This window comes from Microcystis aeruginosa NIES-2549 (genome assembly GCF_000981785.2).
GTDB classification, from domain to species: Bacteria; Cyanobacteriota; Cyanobacteriia; order Cyanobacteriales; family Microcystaceae; genus Microcystis; species Microcystis aeruginosa_C.
In genome coordinates this window covers 1905573-1923325 of the sequence record NZ_CP011304.1, presented here as the reverse complement: position 1 = coordinate 1923325, position 17753 = coordinate 1905573, and the positions used below count along the sequence as shown (strand labels likewise).

Here is a 17753-nt window from a genome sequence, read left to right as displayed (position 1 = left end):
CTGTCTCTTGTCTTTTTTATCCTCCTCTGTCGGAGTGGCTCTCTTATTCTTTGTGTGATCAGTTTAACTTGTATAGGAGCGATCTTTGTGTCCTTTGTGTCTCTGTGGTTCATTCCACTTGCTCGCCAGACTATATCTTAGAACACATTTTACCCACCAAACCCAAGAGAGCCTGGGAACCTCCTGTCTCCTCACCCAAGAGAAGATTTTTGATTTTTGGAGCAGATCCACTGATAGGGGCTGACTGAGATATAATCGCAGTCAGTACCAGAGGGTGAATTATGGATAAAACCAGCTTGATCGATAAAGTGCAACAAATGGCTAATAAACGCGATTATTTACTGCAATTGCGCGATAAACCCGACATTGGGGGACTGAGATTAGATGTTAATCAAGCTCTTGAGGAGTTGGATGAATTACTCGATGAGTTTCAAGCAACTTTTCCTGAAGAAAAACTTAGTTAACTATCCGACTCGACGGAATTGAGATTTGTCCGATTGTGCTAATTTTCCCAAGTCATCGATCGCTTTGATCAGATCTTGGGAAGATATATCTTTAGAGCAGTATAGGTCAAAGGCTGTACTTTGATTATTTTTTTCCATTGGAAGATTTGCCAAGGAACTATAGGCGATAATGCGGACATAAGGGTCAAATCGTTTGATCTGAATAGCGGCGCTGTGTCCATCTAAGACAGGCATCCGTATATCTAAAATAATTACATCTGGTTGACAACTTTTCGCCAAGTCGATCGCCTGTTGACCATTAACCGCAATTCCCACCACCTGACAATGCTGCTGCTTGGAAATTAAAATCTTGAGTCCTAAACAAGTTAGCTCGTGATCGTCGGCAATTAAAACTTTAATTGGTTCTATCGGCTTCATTATAATCATTTTCCTATACTTGGCGGTCTCACTTCTTATCATTGTAGGGGCTGTTGGTCTTTTGGTCTTCACTTCAGGACACTTCTCATCACCCCACTTCCCCATCCTTAAAACCCCCCACTGATAAGCTGTTCGTAATTTAAATTGCTTGTTGAGACGAGGCAAGAGGCAAGAGGCAAGAGGCAACAGTAAAGGGATTGGAGGAGATTCGGCTAATCGAAGAATAAGCAGTTTAAATACGTCTTAGCTTAACTGAGCGCTGATCACTGAAAAAGGCCTAACTTTGGGCAAAAATCTGGTTTGTGTCCCCTCTTAGCGATAAAATTTCTACATCTGGACCGTCGAAGAGTATAAGTTTTGTAAAGTAAAATTAAGAAGGGAGACAAATTTAAGATGGCCAACTTATGGAAGTAACTTTTACCGCTGCCGAATCCCTAGAAATTTTTGTTGCTGAACAAACCATCCCGATTCAGCATTATCTGCGCCAACCGCAAAGATTAGTACAGGCTATCGTTGAGACTAGCTTAACAGAACACTTGTCTGAGAATCGGTTTCGCCTAAAAATGCGTCCCCTCAACTTCTTGGATCTGTACTATTTTCAGCCCACAGTTATTCTCAATGTCTGGGCCACCTCTGGGGGGACGGTATTTTTGCAATCAGAAGACTGTCAGATCAAAGGTATTGATTATATCAACGATCGCTTTAGCCTCAATGTTCAAGGCAAACTCGCTCCGGTGGAAAAAAATAATCAAACCTATCTAGCGGGGAAAGCCAATCTTGAGGTGAAAGTCGCCCTACCACCGCCATTATGGTTAACCCCGCGTCCGTTGTTAGAAATCACCGGCAATAGTCTCCTAAAAGGGGTTTTATTGCGGATTAAACAGCGTTTAATGAGTCAATTGTTGCAAGATTACCAACAATGGGCTAAACAGGATATTATTGCCCAAAATTACCCCGAAACCATTCTCGATCTCTCCCTTAGTTAAATAAAAATATGAGTTGGACAAAAGTACTATCTGTAGATTCCCTTGCCCCCGGCGCCCGTCAAGTGGTAAAAGTGGGGGAAAATTCCATTCTCTTGATTAACAATAACGGTCAATTCCACGCCGTCGGTAATCGTTGTCCTCATTTAAAATTATCGATGACGAAAGGCAAAATTAGCGAGGACGGCGCGATCGTTTGTCCCTGGCATCGTAGTTCTTTTGATCTCTGTACTGGTGCTGTCAAGGACTGGATTACCTGGCCCCCTGTGGTTAACAAAGCGATGGCGGCAGTTTCTCAACCCCAAGCTTTACCCGTTTATCCCCTTCGCATCGAAGACGGCAGCATCTGGATAGACGCATAACCGCTCACCGAGGGGGGTTTTGGGCAACCTAAAGAGCAGTTGCTTTAACCGACAATTGGTTAATCTTTGAGAATGTCAAACCCTACCGCGCTCCCTTCCATAAAAACCCAGTTATGGACTGTTCCCCCCCTCCGCTCTCATAGTAGGTTGATTCAAGGTAGGGTTGATTCATGAATCAACCCTACCCCGCTCCGGTGATCCCCACTCTCCTGTATATTTTTTAAACAGGATTTTAGCGTCATGTCAGCCTAGGAGCGGAAGGCTTTGCAGTAGAAATAATAAGCCAGAGCTTATTTAATACAAGTGTTTGCCTATTTTAGCCAAGAATTATTAACCCTAATTGGTTCCGTTTAAAAGTTGAGAACGAAGCAAATCGATCGCATCTAAATAACTCGGCATCGGTTCATCACCCAAGAGGCAAGCACTGCGATCCACGCTAATCATATCATCACCCCAAAATACTTGACCGAGAGGAATAGATTTTCCTCGATCCGGTCGCCAATTACTACTAAAATATTTGAGATTAGCGTCCACCACTGCCCCATCAAAAAGATGACCGATACAAAAATAAACATCCTGTAAAATTAGCGGTACGGAGGGGCGATGTAATTGCCCCCGCGAGTTAGGACTACGCGCTTTATAATGACTACGGGGAAAGAGTCCATAGAGATTTTTTAAAGAAGCAGAAATCAGGGGTTTATCCTTTAAATGGGTGCGTTTTAAGGTTCCAATCGTGATCCGACAATCCACTTCTTCGATAATTTTAGGGGCAAACATCGAGGGAAAACGGACAGGAAAAGGGGAAAGATTCGGATATTCTTGCTGAGGTAAACTATCAGCATCAAGAATAGTTATTCCAGGATCGAGAATAGATTTTACGCCCAAAATATCGATAATTTCTCTCAAAGAAATAGCCGAACATACTCCCTCTACCAAGATAATTTCTGCCCCTGGATTTACCCCTCTCAATCCCCGCAAAACTCCAGTTAATACCGGCAAACTAACCGTTACTGGTGGTGGCACAGGATAACCTAAATTAGGTTTAATTAAAATACGTTTAGCTGTGATAGCTGCCGGGGGAGGTTGATAAACAAAATCCGCCATAGCTGAATTTTTTACCCCAGCAGTAATTGAGGATTGGGTAATCATAGAAAAGAAAATAAATCAATGGGAAGCTGACAGATTAGCCAGATCATTTAGGGAGTTTACCTGCTGTAAAGCTTGCCAGATTACCCCAGAATCAGCCCCAGGAAAATGGCTATTTTCACTAATATAACGTTTCCAGACCTTAGTTCCGGGCTGACCGGCAAAAAGCTGTAAAAGATGTTTGCTGATCTGGTGTAATTTATAACCTTTACTCACCCACTCATCGATATAGGGAAGCATTTTTTTGATTACTTCTTCCCGGGTAGGAGGAGTAACCGATTCCCCATAAAAATCTCGATCGACTGTGGCAAATAAATAGGGATTATCGTAGGCTGCCCGACCGATCATAACTGCATCTACTAATTGTAAATGTTGTCTAGCCTGTTCTAAATTAATGATACCGCCATTAATTTCAATAAACAAATGGGGAAACTGATTTTTTAGGCGATAAACATCATCGTAACGCAGGGGGGGGACGGTGCGATTTTCCTTGGGACTTAATCCCTGTAACCAAGCTTTGCGCGCATGGATGGTAAAACGTTGACAACCCGCATCCGCGACAATACGGACAAAATTGACCATATTTTCGTAACTATCCTGATCATCAATGCCAATTCTCTGTTTTACAGTCACGGGAATCGATACAGCTTGATTCATTGCCGATATTCCCCTCGCGACTAATTCCGGGTTAGCCATCAAACAAGCGCCGAAATTGCCCTCTTTTACCCGAGAACTAGGACAACCCACATTGAGATTTACCTCGTCATAACCCATATCTTCGGCTATTTTAGCGCATTCTGCCAAAAGATAGGGATTATCACCCCCTAACTGCAAAGCTAGAGGTTTTTCTGCTAGGGAGAACCCCAGCAACTTATAGCGATCGCCGTGTTTAATCGCCATCGTTGTGATCATTTCCGTGTAGAGAAGGGGACGACGGCTAATTTGTCGCAAAAAATAGCGAAAATGGCGATCGGTATAATCCATCATCGGAGCCACACTTAAAATACTGCCCATCTTTCCCTTGATTTTCTCCTTCAGGGTAGCCATTGATCGCTGATCGGGACATTCTCTGGGTTTCCCCAGAGAAGAACCGGTCTTCCTCTCAACATATTTTAGAGCCTTTTGGTAAGTAGGTAGGCGTTAAAAATTATCAGACACCACCCTTATCAAGGGGGGACTAAGGGTAGGGTTGATTCATGAATCAACCCTACTATGAATCAACCCTAGGACTAAGGGGGGATCGAACCTAAAATCTATTTTTAATTTAATTATAACCAGCTACTTAAGTTGGCTATCTAAATTACTGGTTAAGACTGCACCGGAGAAAGGGGAAGGGAACTTTTTTGACTTATCTCCGTGGGATATTTGCCCCCTTAATCGTGTCGCGGATGACGATTTTTTGTTCTTTGGAATAACCAGCAAAAGAACGAGTAGCAAGTAACTCGATTTCTATCCCTGTACCCGATCGCAAAGATTCCACAGGTAAGGGTAATTGACCGATATCGAGAATAAATTGATTGCCCTCCTGTCGGACCAAATTAGCAGGCATATCTCCTTCATAACGAGTGACAAAATCAGTCCTAGGACTGGTTTGCAGGTCGTCTGCTTGCCAACGAGTGACGCGATAACGCACTTTAAATTTAGTGCCGATTAAATTCGATTGGGAAGCTTTATCTTCAAGAAAAAGCCTTAAATCAGTACCATTTCCTGTAATACCTTTTGCTTCTAATTGGGTGACATCTCGTTCAAAAACAGCATTATAAACGACAAATTCCGTAACATTATTGCGTTTTTGAGTGGTTCCCTCGATCCACAATTCACTGGGGACAGTTACCCTCATTTCCTTTTGAGCATCGAGGGTTAAAGTAAAACGCTGATTAGCAAACCGGTTAAACTCTTGGGGCGCATTCCAAATTAAAATAAAAGAACGTTCCGATCGATCTACTAAAATCCGATATTGATCATCGATCAGGGAACCGGGGGCAAATAAAGACACTGCCCCGGTGCGAGTTTCCCAACTATTTTTAGAGAGAATATAACCCCGTTCTTTTAACTCCGAAAGGGGAACAGTTGCGCTCGGTTGATCGGCAGTTAAAGGGCGATCGATTTGAATTAAAGTTAACTGTCCTAAACGTCCCCCGCGACCGTTACGACCACTATTACCCGTCGCCCCATCCAGACCATCCTGACAGCTAAATTCTCTAGTGGTACAGCTATAATTGGCATCACCCGGCCTACCGCTGCAGGTTTGAATTGTCCAGAAAGGTCGGGAACAGCGACAACCCTTGCCCCCCTGGCCTCCTTGACCCCCAAAACCCCCGGCGCCTCCGGCCGCATTGACCGTTACTTGTCTTAAAAAATCTAAATTAGTGGCATAGAGGGTTAAAGCGCCGCCATTGCCCCCATCACCCCCATTACCCCCATTGCCACCGTTACCACCACCGGCCGCCTGGAGATTTCGTGTGACGTTGCCCGGTTGACCGCTACAGTTGCCCTCGCTGCCATTGCTGCCATTTTCACCATCGACCCCTTTTTGTCCTGAAATATCGAGTTTTAGGGGAGAACCATCGAGAAAAAGGGTTAAACTGTCACTATTTTTGCCTTGGCTGCCGATCTTGCCAGCTTTTCCGCTTTGTCCCTGTTTACCGAAAGTTTGTACATCGGAACTTTGGGCTAACCAGGAACAGCGATCGCCAGTCACCGTGGCGGGCATTAGGTACGGTAAAGGGAGAAAAAAGGTGAATATTAATGATTTAGCCCAGAAATTCATGATTTTAGCGAATTTATCCGCAAAGACTCCGATCAATTCCCTCTTGATGACTTTTAGATCTAGATTTTTGTTTCCCCTCTATCAATAAGGTACGCTATCATCCTACACTTACTTTGAGAAGGAAACAGCCAATCGCGAGGGTTACGCGCGTGAAAAAAGTATTAGCTATTATCTTAGGTGGCGGGGCCGGAACTCGCCTTTATCCGTTAACGAAACTGCGGGCAAAACCTGCCGTCCCCCTAGCGGGAAAATATCGCTTAATCGATATTCCCGTCAGCAATTGTATTAACTCCCAGATTGACAAAATCTATGTGTTGACGCAATTTAATTCCGCTTCCCTCAATCGTCACCTCAATCGTACCTATAATTTTACGGGTTTTAGTGATGGTTTCGTGGAAGTTTTGGCTGCTCAACAAACCATGGAAAATCCTCAATGGTTCCAAGGCACGGCCGACGCGGTACGACAGTATATTTGGACGATGAAGGATTGGGATATCGATGAATATCTGATTCTCTCGGGAGATCATCTCTATCGCATGGACTACAGCAAGTTCATCGAACGCCATCGGGAAACCAACGCCGATATCACTTTATCAGTGGTTCCCATCGATGAACGTCGGGCCTCCGCTTTTGGGGTGATGAAAATTAATGATTCGGGGCGAATTGTCGATTTTTATGAGAAACCCAAAGGGCCAGAATTGGAAAGAATGCGGGTAGATACGACGATTTTAGGCTTAACTCCCGACCAAGCTCGTCAAAGTCCCTACATTGCTTCCATGGGAATTTATGTCTTTAAAAAGAATGTTTTAATCGATCTGCTCGATGCCAATAAAGAACAGACCGATTTCGGCAAGGAAATTATTCCCTCGGCGGCTAAAGACTACAATCTTCAGGCTTATTTATTTAAGGGTTACTGGGAGGATATCGGGACGATTGAAGCCTTTTATGAGTCTAATCTCGCCCTGACCCAACAACCCAATCCCGCCTTTAGTTTCTACGACGAAAAAGCCCCCATCTATACCCGTTCTCGCTATCTGCCACCCACAAAAATGCTCAATTGTACGGTGACAGAATCGATGATTTCTGAAGGTTGTATTCTCAAAGAATCTCGCATCCATCACTCGATTTTAGGTATTCGTAGTCGAGTCGGCAAAGACTGCACGATCGAGGATACAATGCTGATGGGAGCCGACTTTTATGAGTCTTTCCCCGAACGGGAAGGTCTCATCGGAAATGGCAAAGTTCCCGTGGGTATCGGCCCGGGTTCCACTATTCGTCGGGCAATTGTGGACAAAAATGCTCGCATTGGTGCCAACGTTTTAATTGTTAACAAAGATCGTGTGGAAGAAGCTAATCGCGAAGATTTAGGTTTCTATGTTCGCAGCGGCATCGTGGTTATTTTCAAAAATGCCACTATTCCCGACGGGACAGTAATTTAATCTATCAGTTATCAGTTATCAGTTATCAGTTATCAGTTATCAGTTATCAGTTATCAGATGAACGTAGGTTGGGCTTCGGCCGTGAGCTTTTGCCGAACGGTTGAAGCATGAAACCCAACGCCCGCATAGTTTACGCTACCGCTAAACCATCCTACAAATAATTGTGCCTCCCTACTTAGGGCTTAGATATAAGCCATTCAAAGGATATTTATGAAAGCCAAAATCGCCATCGCTTGTCAGGGAGGCGGCAGTCAAACTGCTTTTACTGCTGGTGCATTAAAAGCATTATTTGACAATAAAGTGCAAGATTACTTTAATATTGTCAGTCTCAGTGGTACTTCTGGCGGTGCTATCTGTGCCTTTTTCATCTGGTATGCTCTCAAAAAAGGTGATAGCATCGTTTGGAAAAGAATGATTGATTTTTGGGAAGATAATAGCGCTCGAACTCCCCAAGAAAAGCTATTTAATGACTCAGCTATTAAAGCTCTAGAATTAGCCAGCAAAGGATTAATTCCCCAGTATAATCTCAGTCCTTACTCTCCGATTACTAAAACCTTATTTTCCCTAGCTACCTACGGTTTACGCAGTCGCTTTACCAACTTTGATCAGTTACTAAGAGCGCATATTGATTTCTCGGAATTAGCCACTTGGGGAGCTAAACCAGAACCACCAATTTTATTAATGGGGGCCTGTAATGTCCTCACAGGAAAGTTAAGTAAATTTAACTCGCGCCAGGAAGCAGTTAAAATTGAACATATCCTAGCTTCTGCCTGTGTTCCTAACATTTTTCCTGCTGTCACCATTGAAACTATGGCCTACTGGGATGGACTATTTTCTGATAATCCCCCCATCCGTTCTTTAATTCGCAGTGAATTTGTCGGAGTCGAAAATATTCCCGATGAAATTTGGGTAATTAAAATTAATCCCACCTCTAGAGATAAGATCCCCGTGCAATCCGATGATATTGCCGATCGCCGCAATGAATTAGAAGGCAATGTTTCCCTATTTCAAGGTCTCGATCAGATTGATTTTCTCAATCAATTATTTCTTAAAGGAGCCTTTAAAGAGGAATTCTTGCGGGAGATTGCCTTAACAGAACCATTTAAAATTCCTAAATCTTTCCCAGAAGATCCCGATCAAGATTACCATATCCCGATGATCGAAATGTCGGCGGAATTAGCCAATAGTCTCAACTATGAAAGTAAACTCGATCGCTCTCCCGCCAATATCCAGCGTCTGATCGCTGACGGCGAAAAACAGGGAAAACAGTTTCTAGAACATCGACTAAAAGCTATGGGTTTAAGATAGGGTTTGCTAAAAAAGTTCTTCCCGGTGGCGGTGATAATAATCACTGATTTTCATTGACTAATACCCGTCCAGATAGATCGTAAATCATAATATCCCATTGCCCATTTTTTGCCGCTTCAAAAGCCACTTTAGAACCATCGGCACTGATGATCGGATTGCGTACTTCCGCGAGCAGATCGGGAGCAATTTCCCTTCTCTGTTGAGTTTGTCGATCGTACAGATAAATAGCCGTTTTTCCCTGACGACTGGCAGTAAAAACGATATAACGACCATCTTCACTAATGGAAGGACTAGAAGCGATCTGATCGAGAGAATTTAGGCCGGGTAAAGGCAGTAAACGGCGATCGATGGCATCAAAAAGATAGATAGCTTGGGAACCATTGCGATCGGAAGCAAAAACGAGATAGCGAGAGGCAAGATAGGGAGTTAATTCACTAGCAGCGCTGTTTAAACTTCTCCCCCCTCGATCGAAAGGAAAAGACAATAAACTGGGATAACCCGCACATCCAGTTAACAAACTAATTACGGCAACAAGACTAATAAAAAAATGACGTTTCACGGTTTGGGACTGTCAACGGGACTGCCATCGGCAATATCTAACTCGATATTCGGACCGCGATCGAGAACCTCCACATCCCATTGTCCCCGACGAGCGGACTCAAAGACAAGATAACGACCATCGGGACTAAGACGGGGATTTCGCAACCAACCGCGATAATTTTGACTCAATAACTCAGAACGATCGGTAATGCGATCGTATAAAGCGATGACGGGACGACCTTCAATAATCACCATATAAGCCAGATAACGCCCCGTTTGGCTTAAACTAGGGCTATCGGTAATTTCTTGACCCGTATATAATCCCCCCAGGGCCTGGTATTGTTTTGTCTGCAAATCATACAGCAGAATCTGATTAGTACCGCGACGATTAGACAGCAAAGCAAGCCAACGACCATCACCGCTCAGGGCAGGTTTTTCGTCATTATAGCGACTATTTAGGGTTCCTGTAGATAAACCGGGGTTATTGAGATTACAACCGCCTATAACCCCTAAAAACAAGCAGATAAACAGCAAAAAGGGAGATTTGGTCATCGGACCTACTCCTTAATAGTCAAACCTAGTCGGATTATCATTACTCGACTCCCGTTCACTATTATCCGGTCTCTCCCAATCTTCTCGATCACTCGTACCGCTAGGATCGATCGGTTGATAATCGACGTATTCCCCTTTAAATGGGGGATCATCCTCAATTATTGGGCGAGTACGACGTTTTTGGCTACTGCGGGGAGGTTTACTGCTCGTCTCTTCACTAGCGGGACGACGACGGGGACGGGGACTGGTTTCTTCCCAATCATCACCGCTACGGCGCTGATCATAAACATCTCGATCGCTAGTGGGGGAACTATTGCGGGGACGACGATTAGCCGTTTTGCGACTGCCAGTATCGGCCGGCCGACGGGTGCGGGTGCTGCGGGGTTCCTCGTCCTGATAACTAGAAGTGCGGGAAGAGCGGGGATCCTCGTAACCGCGTAAACGGGGATTATCTTCGTAACGTTCCTCCGGTTCGTAGGTGTCGAGGGGTTCCAATTCGGCCCGATATTCCCGACTCACAGGACGTTCATCCACAAAAGACGTGCCGCGGCGGGCCTGTTCCGTGGTTAAACCCCGCAATTTTACCGTCTCGAAGGCAAAAAACACCGCTGCCCCGGTCAGCAAAAATTGCCCGAATTGCAAAATCGGATCCAGTCGCCATCCTTGAAAAAGTAGAATTAAACCGCACAGTAACCCAACGGCGGCAAAAAATATATCATGATCCCTGGAAAGTTCCGGCCGCACCGAGCGCAGGAAGTATAACCCGGCTCCGGCCACTGCCAGAAAAATTCCTAAGATACTGGCCGAATTCAGCCCAAAATTGACCATCTTTATCTCCCTTCTCGGTGCTTAAATTCAAGAATCGAGTCTTTATCTATAGCGGTTAGCCATTAGCCGTCAGCTTTCGGCAGCAATCTTGCTGTTTTTAACTTCTAGAGTCGAGCTATATCCTAACCCCGAAGTCTGGCACTATATCTATCATCCTCGATTCTAACTTACTCGATCGAGCCTAATTTAAACAACTGTTGTTAGGGAAGTGGCGAGATTTTATCAGTGAACAGTAAACAGTAATCAGTGAACTGAAAACTCACATCTGATAACTGATCACTGATCACTGATCACTGAAAAGGCTGACGGCCAATATCTTAACAAAATCTTTAGAGATTACCCATTGACGGGATTGACTAAATGTGGGGCATGGGTTTCGGGCATTTTAATATGATTTCTTGATGGCTTTTGAGCGATCGCTTCTGAAACGACGGATTTTCATTCATGCACACCGTGGTTAATTTGTAAAGTGCGTAAGTTCCAATTCTAATAAGATGAGACAGAAATTTTTCTGTCATACCATAAAGTTAACTTAACCTAGGCAAGAGGGAATTAGCATAGAATGTGAGTATAATTCAGGCTATGTATGTAAATAGTCTGCTTGTATCCATAGTTCATTCAATCCATAGAATAAGGTGTGAGGATTGACCCATGTCAAAAATATTCAAGAATTTAGTCAAGGTAACTCCTTTAGTATTAGGTGCTTCCCTGGCCGCTGCAGGTGGTGCCGTAGCTCAAACTATGTCCGGTACACCTCAACTTAAGGTTGATCCAGTAGCGCAACAACAACTCGATCGCCTTCAACGCGCCCAAAGTAGTCAGCAGATCAATACAGGTGTCTATCAGGGTTCCATGTCTCAGGTGACTAGCGTTAACCAACTGCGGGACGTATCTCCCACCGCTTGGGCCTACGAAGCATTAAGAAGCCTTGTAGAACGTTACGGTTGTATCGTTGGTTATCCCGACCGGACCTTCCGTGGTGATCGGGCCACCACTCGTTGGGAATTTGCCGCCGGTTTAAACGCTTGTTTAAACGTCATGGAACGTTTAATTCAAGATGGTATCGCTGTACTCAGAGAAGACATCGATAAATTAAAACGTCTTGTTAAAGAATTTGAAACCGAACTAGCGGCCTTAGGAGCTAGAGTAGATAACCTGGAACAGCGGGTTGCTTTCTTGGAAAATAATCAATTTTCCACCACTACCAAACTCAGAGGTGAGGTAATCTTCAGTATTGCCGATAGCTGGGGTGATCAGCCTTCCATTACCAATACCAACGGTACGGTGACTGATGGCAGCAATCAAGATCAAACCCAAGCCGTGTTTAATAATCGGGTACGACTCAACTTTGAAACCAGCTTCACTGGTAAAGATATGTTAAGAACCCGTTTACAAGCGGGTAACTTTGGTTCTACCTTCAACCAAAACGGTCCGACGAGAACGAACATGACCCGTCTGGCATACGATGATGGCCGGGACAATGACGTAACCATCGATGACTTGTTCTACCGCGCTCCCATCGGCACTCCCTTCGGTAACATCACCGTTTGGGTTGGTGCTAACGCCCTTAACCTTGATGACGTTTTCATCACTGCTAACCCCTTCCTCGCCGATAGCGGTACAGGTGCTTTATCTCGCGGTCAACGCTACAATAACATCGTTTTCCGGGGTCCTTCGGGTGTTGGTGCTGGGGTCAGATTCAACATTGGCGATGTTTTCCAAGTTACGGGAACCTACCTAGCCGAGGGTGGGGTTAACGGAGCCAGCAATCCTAATGAGGGTAGCGGTTTATTTAATGGTTCCTACAGTACTGGCGCGCAAGTAGGTTTCTCCTTCATCAAATTTGCCGATATTAACTTCGTTTACGTTCACAGTTATCAAACTGCAGCCAGTATGAGTTCTGGTTTATTCGGTAACGTCAGCAGCCCTCTCACCGAGCGTCCCTTTGGTAACGTTGGTACTACTGCTAACCGTTTCGGTTTGCAGGGTAGCGCCCAGGTTATCCCAGGAGTCTTAAATATAGCGGCCTGGGGTGGTTATGCTGATGCCTCGGCCACGGGAGTTAATGCTGCGATCGGAGACAATAACACTGGTATCTGGTCTTGGAACCTTAATCTTTCTGTCCTCGATCTCTTTGCCGAAGGTGCGGCCTTGTCCATCGGTGGCGGTCAAGTACCCCGTTCCGATAAGGAAGATGGCACTTCCTACATGGTGGAAGCTCAGTATAAGTTCCCAGTCACCAAAAACATCCTGATTACGCCTGGTGCCTATGCGATCTTCAACGCTAACAACCGTAATGACGACACCATTTTTGTCGGTGTCCTCCGGACGACTTTCCGCTTCTAAGCTGATTTGACCGACCTGATCAATAAGAACGGTGGGATTTGTAGATCTCACCGTTTTTTTACTTTTAACTTTTCACTGGATATAACCATTTATGAGAAGATGATCGGAGCGTCCCAAACGCTGCTATATTTACTTCGCCTATTTAGTTGCTTATCTATGCACTCTCCGTCTTTCCCCCGTCGCACTAAAATTGTGGCCACGATTGGCCCGGCCTCGCAAAATAAGGAAACATTACGTCAGATGATCAAGGCGGGGGCGACAACATTTAGATTAAACTTTTCCCATGGCGATCACGATTACCATCGTCACAGCATTAACCTGATCCGTCAGTTAGCCTTTGAACTCAATCAACCGATTGGCATCCTTCAGGATCTACAGGGTCCAAAAATTCGTTTAGGTAAATTTGCCTGTGGGTCGATTACCCTGAAACCGGGGGAACCCTTTATCCTTACTTCTAGGGATGTGGAATGTAATCAGGAAATAAGTTCCATTAGCTATCCCTCTCTTGCTCAAGAAGTCCCAGAAGGTTCGAGAATTCTCCTCGATGATGGTAAAGTCGAAATGCGGGTGGAATCAGTGGATCGCCTGAAAGGAGACCTGTCCTGTCGCGTAGTGGTTGGGGGTGTCTTATCGAGCAATAAAGGGGTAAATTTTCCCAACGTTTATCTGTCGGTAAAAGCTTTAACCGATAAGGACAAAAAAGATTTAATGTTCGGACTGCTGTGGGATGTGGATTGGATTGCCCTTAGTTTTGTGCGTAATCCCCAAGATATCCTGGAAATTAAAGAATTAATCGCCAGTGCGGGTAAATCTATCCCCGTGATCGCTAAAATTGAAAAACACGAAGCGATCGAGGAAATGGGGGAAATTTTATCCCTCTGTGATGGTGTTATGGTGGCCAGGGGAGATTTAGGAGTAGAATTACCAGCCGAAGACGTGCCAATCCTGCAAAAACGCCTGATTAATACCGCTAATCAGCTAGGCATCCCGATTATCACCGCCACTCAAATGCTTGACAGTATGGCCAGTAATCCTCGTCCCACCCGCGCCGAGGTTTCTGACGTAGCTAATGCGATTTTAGATGGCACTGATGCGGTCATGCTTTCCAATGAAACGGCTGTGGGTCATTATCCCATCGAAGCGGTGGCAACCATGGCCCGCATTGCCGAAAGGATCGAACGGGAACAGATCAATAGTGCCGCTCGCTCTAACAATAAACAATCGATTCCTAACGCTATTTCCTCGGCAGTCAGTCAAATTGCCGAACAATTGGGGGCAGCGGCAATTATTACCCTGACAAAAACCGGCTCTACTGCCCGTAATGTCTCCCGATTTCGCCCCAAAACCCCGATTTTAGCCGTTACTCCCCATCGAGAAGTGGCACAGCAGTTACAGCTAGTTTGGGGCGTAAAACCGATGTTATTGCTCGATTTACCCTCCACCAGCCAAACTTTTCAAGTGGCGATGAATCTTGCCCAGGAAAATAACCTCCTCGCGGATGGTGACTTAGTGGTGATGACGGCGGGAACTCTGCAAGGGGTGGCCGGTTCCACGGATTTAATTAAGGTGGAAGTGGTAAAATCCCTTTTGGGCAAAGGTACAGGTATCGGCCAGGGTATGGCCAGTGGCCGGGCGCGAGTGGCCCATAATGCCCGAGAAGTGGGTAGTTTTAGTCATGGGGAGATTTTAGTCGTTCCCACCACCAGTGCCGAATATGTGGATATGATGCGGAAAGCTGGCGGAATTATCACCGAGGATACCTCCATGAATAATCACGCCGCTACTATCGGTTTAAAATTGGGCATTCCTGTTATTGTCGGGGTTAAAGATGCCACGAAAATTATCCGCGAAGGGGTGATCATTAGTCTCGATGCTCAACGGGGTTTAATTTATTCTGGTATTGGCAATGGCGCGGCAACTATGAAAAACTGAGTCAGTCGTCAGTATTCTCCGAGTCAGTCCTGATGAAAAAATTTTCACCACCAGAGATGAAAGAGGTTTCCTTCCCTACACCCCACACCCCACACCCATTTTCACTTGTCTATGAGCGATTCTTACTCTGCTGCCGTCGATAATCCGGCCTATACTGTTCAACAAGCGATCGCTAATATCCAGCAAAGAGAAGACCTAGGAGCGCGTTATTATGCCGCTTGGTGGTTGGGTAGATTTCGTGTTCGTCAACCGGAGGCGATTTCGGCGTTAATTGCCGCTTTAGAGGACGAAAGCGATCGCACTCCTGACGGCGGTTATCCCCTGCGACGCAACGCTGCCAGTGCTTTAGGGAAATTAGATGATCTCGGTTGTGTTCCCGCTTTGATTGCCTGTCTCGACTGCGAAGATTATTATGTGCGCGAATCGGCTGCCCAGGCATTGGAAATGCTTCAGGATCGAAGAGCGATCGCACCTTTAAAGAAACTATTAGAGGGTGGCATCGAAGTGGCCGTTTTAGTGACGGGAAAACCCCATTTAGTCCAACCCTACGAGGCGATTATCGAAGCCTTGGGAACCCTGCAAGCGAGGGAAGCGATTCCCCTCATTGAACCGTTTTTAAAGCATTTCGTCGAAAAAGTGCGTTATGCGGCTGCCCGCGCCCTCTATCAACTCACGGCTAACCCCGACTATGGCGATATTCTGATTAATGCCTTGCAAGGGGAAGAATTACAGCTGCGTCGTTCTGCTTTAATGGATTTGGGCGCTACGGGTTATCTGCCGGCTGCTCCTGCGATCGCTAATACTTTGGCGGAAAATAGTCTGAAACTGGTTGCTCTCAAGGAACTTTTAGAAAACCATCTAAAAACTAATTCTAGGGGCGAAAATATCTCGGAAATTCTCACTTTAATGGATAGTTTATTGTAATTAATCATTGGTTATTTTGTATCTAAATTAAAACCGATAAAATCCAGAGGTTTTTATGCTAATTCAAACCGATTATGTTGGCTGGCTGAACGAAACAATCACTCTGTTAAAACAAAAAAACTTTGATCAAGTTGACTGGGAAAACTTGAGCGGGGAGATAGAAAGTTTGCTAGTCTTAGGCTAACTTTCTAGGTCATTGGTTTATGGGGTAGCCAAATATCCTAAAACAGGATAGAGTATTGATATTCATACTGTTTATAAGACGATAAAAAAATCCATGGATATACCTGAGCCTTCCCATCGTCTGCCAAGTATAAAGAAGAATAAAGCAACAAGCACTGTTGGGCGTGGCAAAACTGTCCAACTTACTGAGAAACTAGCTTTTTCAGCTTGGAATAACAGCAGTGTTAGTCTGAGTCTTGGTAATAGCATTGAACATTATGATTCTTGGGAACAACCTATAGTAATAATCTCAGACGGAGGCTACGGTCTTTTAGGATTTGAAGGTGATACATCAGATCATCTTGACCTACCTGAATGGTATGAACCTCATGTGGAAGCTTGGTCTAAGTTGGCCTTGCCAAATACAACTCTTTGGTTTTGGAACTCAGAAATTGGCTGGGCTGTGGTACATCCAATACTTGAGAAATTTGGCTGGCGATATGTTAATTGTAATATATGGAATAAAGGAAAAGGTCATATTGCAGGTAATGTCAACACAGAAAAAATAAGGCGTTTTCCAGTGGTGACAGAGGTTTGCGTCCAATACGTTAGAGAAGTCAAAATTGCTGACTTAACAATTAAAGAATGGCTCCGAAAGGAATGGTTAAGATCGGGCTTACCTTTGCGTCAAGCTAATTTAGCTTGTGGTGTCGCAGATGCGGCAACAAGAAAATATTTTGATCAAGGACATTTATGGTATTTTCCCCCACCCGAAATGTTTGAAAAATTAGTTTTCTATGCCAACGAACACGGAAACCCAGAGGGAAAACCCTATTTTTCTAAAAATGGCCAGCGTCCTTTAACAGGTAAAGAGTGGGAGAAGATGCGCTCTAAATTTAATTGCCCTCATGGTTTTACAAATGTTTGGGATCGTTCAGCTTTGCGCGATGATGAACGAATTAAGTCTAAGGATGGTAAAGCTGTTCACTTAAATCAAAAGCCACTGGATCTGATGAAATTAATTATTGCAGCTTCAAGTGAGGAACAGGATGTGGTTTGGGAACCATTTGGGGGGCTTTTCAGTGCCTCTTTAGCCGCCAATATCCTGAATCGAAAAGCTTTCGCTTGTGAAATTGACGAAACTTATTTCTATTATGGAGTCAAAAGGTTTAGTCAAGTAGTTCATCAATGTTCCCTTCTTTAATGCCAAGGTGTTCTCTTAAAGCAGATTTAATTAACTCCTCTCGACGACTAGCTAAAAGCCTGTTCCACTGTCCAACTTTCATTCCAGAGAACTGTGTTCGATAAACACGCTTTTTAAAATCCTCAATTCCTGGATGTAAAATCCTGTCCATTTTGGCAAAATTAGTGTCTAATCTATATTTGAAGCGAGTGATCAGTTCCCGCAAGAGCATTTGATACTCTTGTGTCGGCTTATAAAGCCTGCCATCATTTCCCCAAGAATTAACTATTTCTTCAGCTTGAAATAGTTCTTCGTCCGTCCCTTGAAATTTGTATCCATTAGTATTTGTTTGTTGCAAATTTGCTCTCCTTTGGGTTGTATCTTCGGGTTCTAGAAC

General features: G+C 44.6%; 17 protein-coding genes and 1 pseudogene. 10 read left to right on the top strand and 8 right to left on the bottom strand.

The annotated features are described in order from the left end of the window. Positions 1-281: 281 nt before the first annotated feature. The gene (locus myaer_RS09380) at positions 282-464 is read left to right on the top strand and encodes a hypothetical protein (RefSeq protein ID WP_002763844.1); all 183 of its coding nucleotides are present in this window, start codon (positions 282-284) and stop codon (positions 462-464) included. On the opposite strand, the gene myaer_RS09375 is transcribed toward myaer_RS09380, so the two are convergent. Next, positions 465-923, bottom strand: coding sequence for a response regulator (locus tag myaer_RS09375; RefSeq protein WP_046661891.1), 459 nt, complete (start codon positions 921-923; stop codon positions 465-467). It lies immediately after the preceding gene. A gap of 362 nt (positions 924-1285) precedes the next feature. On the opposite strand from myaer_RS09375, the gene myaer_RS09370 reads away from it, so the two are divergent. Continuing rightward, positions 1286-1867, top strand: coding sequence for a DUF1997 domain-containing protein (locus tag myaer_RS09370; protein WP_046661890.1), 582 nt, complete (start codon positions 1286-1288; stop codon positions 1865-1867). Between the two features lie 8 nt (positions 1868-1875). Then, positions 1876-2226, top strand: a complete 351-nt coding sequence (locus tag myaer_RS09365; protein ID WP_004268484.1) for a Rieske (2Fe-2S) protein — start codon at positions 1876-1878, stop codon at positions 2224-2226. 336 nt (positions 2227-2562) lie between these two features. Here the strand turns inward: myaer_RS09365 and myaer_RS09360 are convergent, their stop codons facing one another. From myaer_RS09360 to myaer_RS09350, 3 genes are all read right to left on the bottom strand, one after another. Continuing rightward, entirely contained in the window at positions 2563-3375 is an 813-nt protein-coding gene (locus myaer_RS09360; protein ID WP_046661889.1) for a DUF362 domain-containing protein, read from the bottom strand. 15 nt (positions 3376-3390) lie between these two features. Then, positions 3391-4386: a tRNA dihydrouridine(20/20a) synthase DusA gene (dusA, locus tag myaer_RS09355; protein ID WP_046663680.1), complete on the bottom strand. Its 996-nt coding sequence runs from the start codon at positions 4384-4386 to the stop codon at positions 3391-3393. Positions 4387-4720: 334 nt separating this feature from the next. Further along, positions 4721-6085 carry a hypothetical protein gene (locus myaer_RS09350; protein WP_046661888.1) on the bottom strand — a complete coding sequence of 455 codons (1365 nt, stop codon included), beginning with the start codon at positions 6083-6085 and terminating at the stop codon, positions 4721-4723. A 206-nt stretch (positions 6086-6291) separates the two neighbouring features. Between myaer_RS09350 and myaer_RS09345 the strand changes: the two genes are divergently transcribed. Both myaer_RS09345 and myaer_RS09340 read left to right on the top strand, forming a co-directional pair. Further along, positions 6292-7581 (top strand): glucose-1-phosphate adenylyltransferase, encoded by a 1290-nt coding sequence (locus myaer_RS09345; RefSeq protein ID WP_046661887.1) that lies wholly within the window; start codon positions 6292-6294, stop codon positions 7579-7581. A 210-nt stretch (positions 7582-7791) separates the two neighbouring features. Beyond that, positions 7792-8889, top strand: coding sequence for a patatin-like phospholipase family protein (locus tag myaer_RS09340; RefSeq protein ID WP_046661886.1), 1098 nt, complete (start codon positions 7792-7794; stop codon positions 8887-8889). A gap of 40 nt (positions 8890-8929) precedes the next feature. On the opposite strand, the gene myaer_RS09335 is transcribed toward myaer_RS09340, so the two are convergent. The 3 genes from myaer_RS09335 to myaer_RS09325 are packed head-to-tail and all read right to left on the bottom strand — an operon-like array spanning position 8930 to position 10809. Next, entirely contained in the window at positions 8930-9448 is a 519-nt protein-coding gene (locus myaer_RS09335; RefSeq protein WP_046661885.1) for a TolB family protein, read from the bottom strand. Further along, positions 9445-9981, bottom strand: a complete 537-nt coding sequence (locus myaer_RS09330) for a TolB family protein (protein WP_046661884.1) — start codon at positions 9979-9981, stop codon at positions 9445-9447. The genes myaer_RS09335 and myaer_RS09330 overlap by 4 nt, the downstream gene beginning before the upstream one ends. A 12-nt stretch (positions 9982-9993) precedes the next feature. Continuing rightward, a complete protein-coding gene (locus myaer_RS09325; protein ID WP_046661883.1) occupies positions 9994-10809 on the bottom strand; it encodes a Ycf66 family protein in 816 nt (271 codons plus the stop codon). 651 nt (positions 10810-11460) lie between these two features. On the opposite strand from myaer_RS09325, the gene myaer_RS09320 reads away from it, so the two are divergent. The 5 genes and pseudogenes from myaer_RS09320 to myaer_RS09300 all read left to right on the top strand — a co-directional run bounded on the left by myaer_RS09320 (position 11461) and on the right by myaer_RS09300 (position 17377). Beyond that, positions 11461-13155 carry an iron uptake porin gene (locus tag myaer_RS09320; RefSeq protein WP_046661882.1) on the top strand — a complete coding sequence of 565 codons (1695 nt, stop codon included), beginning with the start codon at positions 11461-11463 and terminating at the stop codon, positions 13153-13155. A gap of 156 nt (positions 13156-13311) precedes the next feature. Then, positions 13312-15087, top strand: coding sequence for a pyruvate kinase (gene pyk / locus myaer_RS09315; RefSeq protein ID WP_046661881.1), 1776 nt, complete (start codon positions 13312-13314; stop codon positions 15085-15087). Positions 15088-15198: 111 nt separating this feature from the next. Then, positions 15199-16011, top strand: a complete 813-nt coding sequence (locus myaer_RS09310) for a HEAT repeat domain-containing protein (RefSeq protein ID WP_046661880.1) — start codon at positions 15199-15201, stop codon at positions 16009-16011. Between the two features lie 55 nt (positions 16012-16066). Continuing rightward, positions 16067-16180, top strand: a pseudogene (locus myaer_RS09305) (DUF29 family protein); the annotation flags it as partial. A 108-nt stretch (positions 16181-16288) separates the two neighbouring features. Further along, the gene (locus tag myaer_RS09300) at positions 16289-17377 is read left to right on the top strand and encodes a DNA methyltransferase (RefSeq protein WP_046661879.1); all 1089 of its coding nucleotides are present in this window, start codon (positions 16289-16291) and stop codon (positions 17375-17377) included. On the opposite strand, the gene myaer_RS21985 is transcribed toward myaer_RS09300, so the two are convergent. Beyond that, entirely contained in the window at positions 17343-17714 is a 372-nt protein-coding gene (locus myaer_RS21985) for a hypothetical protein (RefSeq protein ID WP_235614833.1), read from the bottom strand. The genes myaer_RS09300 and myaer_RS21985 overlap by 35 nt on opposite strands. Positions 17715-17753 lie beyond the last annotated feature (39 nt).

What these genes read in the sequence shown, in the direction of transcription:
- myaer_RS09380 (WP_002763844.1), top strand. Translation starts at nt 282, where the DNA reads ATGGATAAAACCAGCTTGATCGATAAAGTGCAACAAATGGCTAATAAA.
- myaer_RS09375 (WP_046661891.1), bottom strand. Translation starts at nt 923, where the DNA reads ATGATAAGAAGTGAGACCGCCAAGTATAGGAAAATGATTATAATGAAG.
- myaer_RS09370 (WP_046661890.1), top strand. Translation starts at nt 1,286, where the DNA reads ATGGAAGTAACTTTTACCGCTGCCGAATCCCTAGAAATTTTTGTTGCT.
- myaer_RS09365 (WP_004268484.1), top strand. Translation starts at nt 1,876, where the DNA reads ATGAGTTGGACAAAAGTACTATCTGTAGATTCCCTTGCCCCCGGCGCC.
- myaer_RS09360 (WP_046661889.1), bottom strand. Translation starts at nt 3,375, where the DNA reads ATGATTACCCAATCCTCAATTACTGCTGGGGTAAAAAATTCAGCTATG.
- dusA (WP_046663680.1), bottom strand. Translation starts at nt 4,386, where the DNA reads ATGGGCAGTATTTTAAGTGTGGCTCCGATGATGGATTATACCGATCGC.
- myaer_RS09350 (WP_046661888.1), bottom strand. Translation starts at nt 6,085, where the DNA reads ATGCCCGCCACGGTGACTGGCGATCGCTGTTCCTGGTTAGCCCAAAGT.
- myaer_RS09340 (WP_046661886.1), top strand. Translation starts at nt 7,792, where the DNA reads ATGAAAGCCAAAATCGCCATCGCTTGTCAGGGAGGCGGCAGTCAAACT.
- myaer_RS09330 (WP_046661884.1), bottom strand. Translation starts at nt 9,981, where the DNA reads ATGACCAAATCTCCCTTTTTGCTGTTTATCTGCTTGTTTTTAGGGGTT.
- myaer_RS09325 (WP_046661883.1), bottom strand. Translation starts at nt 10,809, where the DNA reads ATGGTCAATTTTGGGCTGAATTCGGCCAGTATCTTAGGAATTTTTCTG.
- myaer_RS09320 (WP_046661882.1), top strand. Translation starts at nt 11,461, where the DNA reads ATGTCAAAAATATTCAAGAATTTAGTCAAGGTAACTCCTTTAGTATTA.
- pyk (WP_046661881.1), top strand. Translation starts at nt 13,312, where the DNA reads ATGCACTCTCCGTCTTTCCCCCGTCGCACTAAAATTGTGGCCACGATT.
- myaer_RS09310 (WP_046661880.1), top strand. Translation starts at nt 15,199, where the DNA reads ATGAGCGATTCTTACTCTGCTGCCGTCGATAATCCGGCCTATACTGTT.
- myaer_RS09300 (WP_046661879.1), top strand. Translation starts at nt 16,289, where the DNA reads ATGGATATACCTGAGCCTTCCCATCGTCTGCCAAGTATAAAGAAGAAT.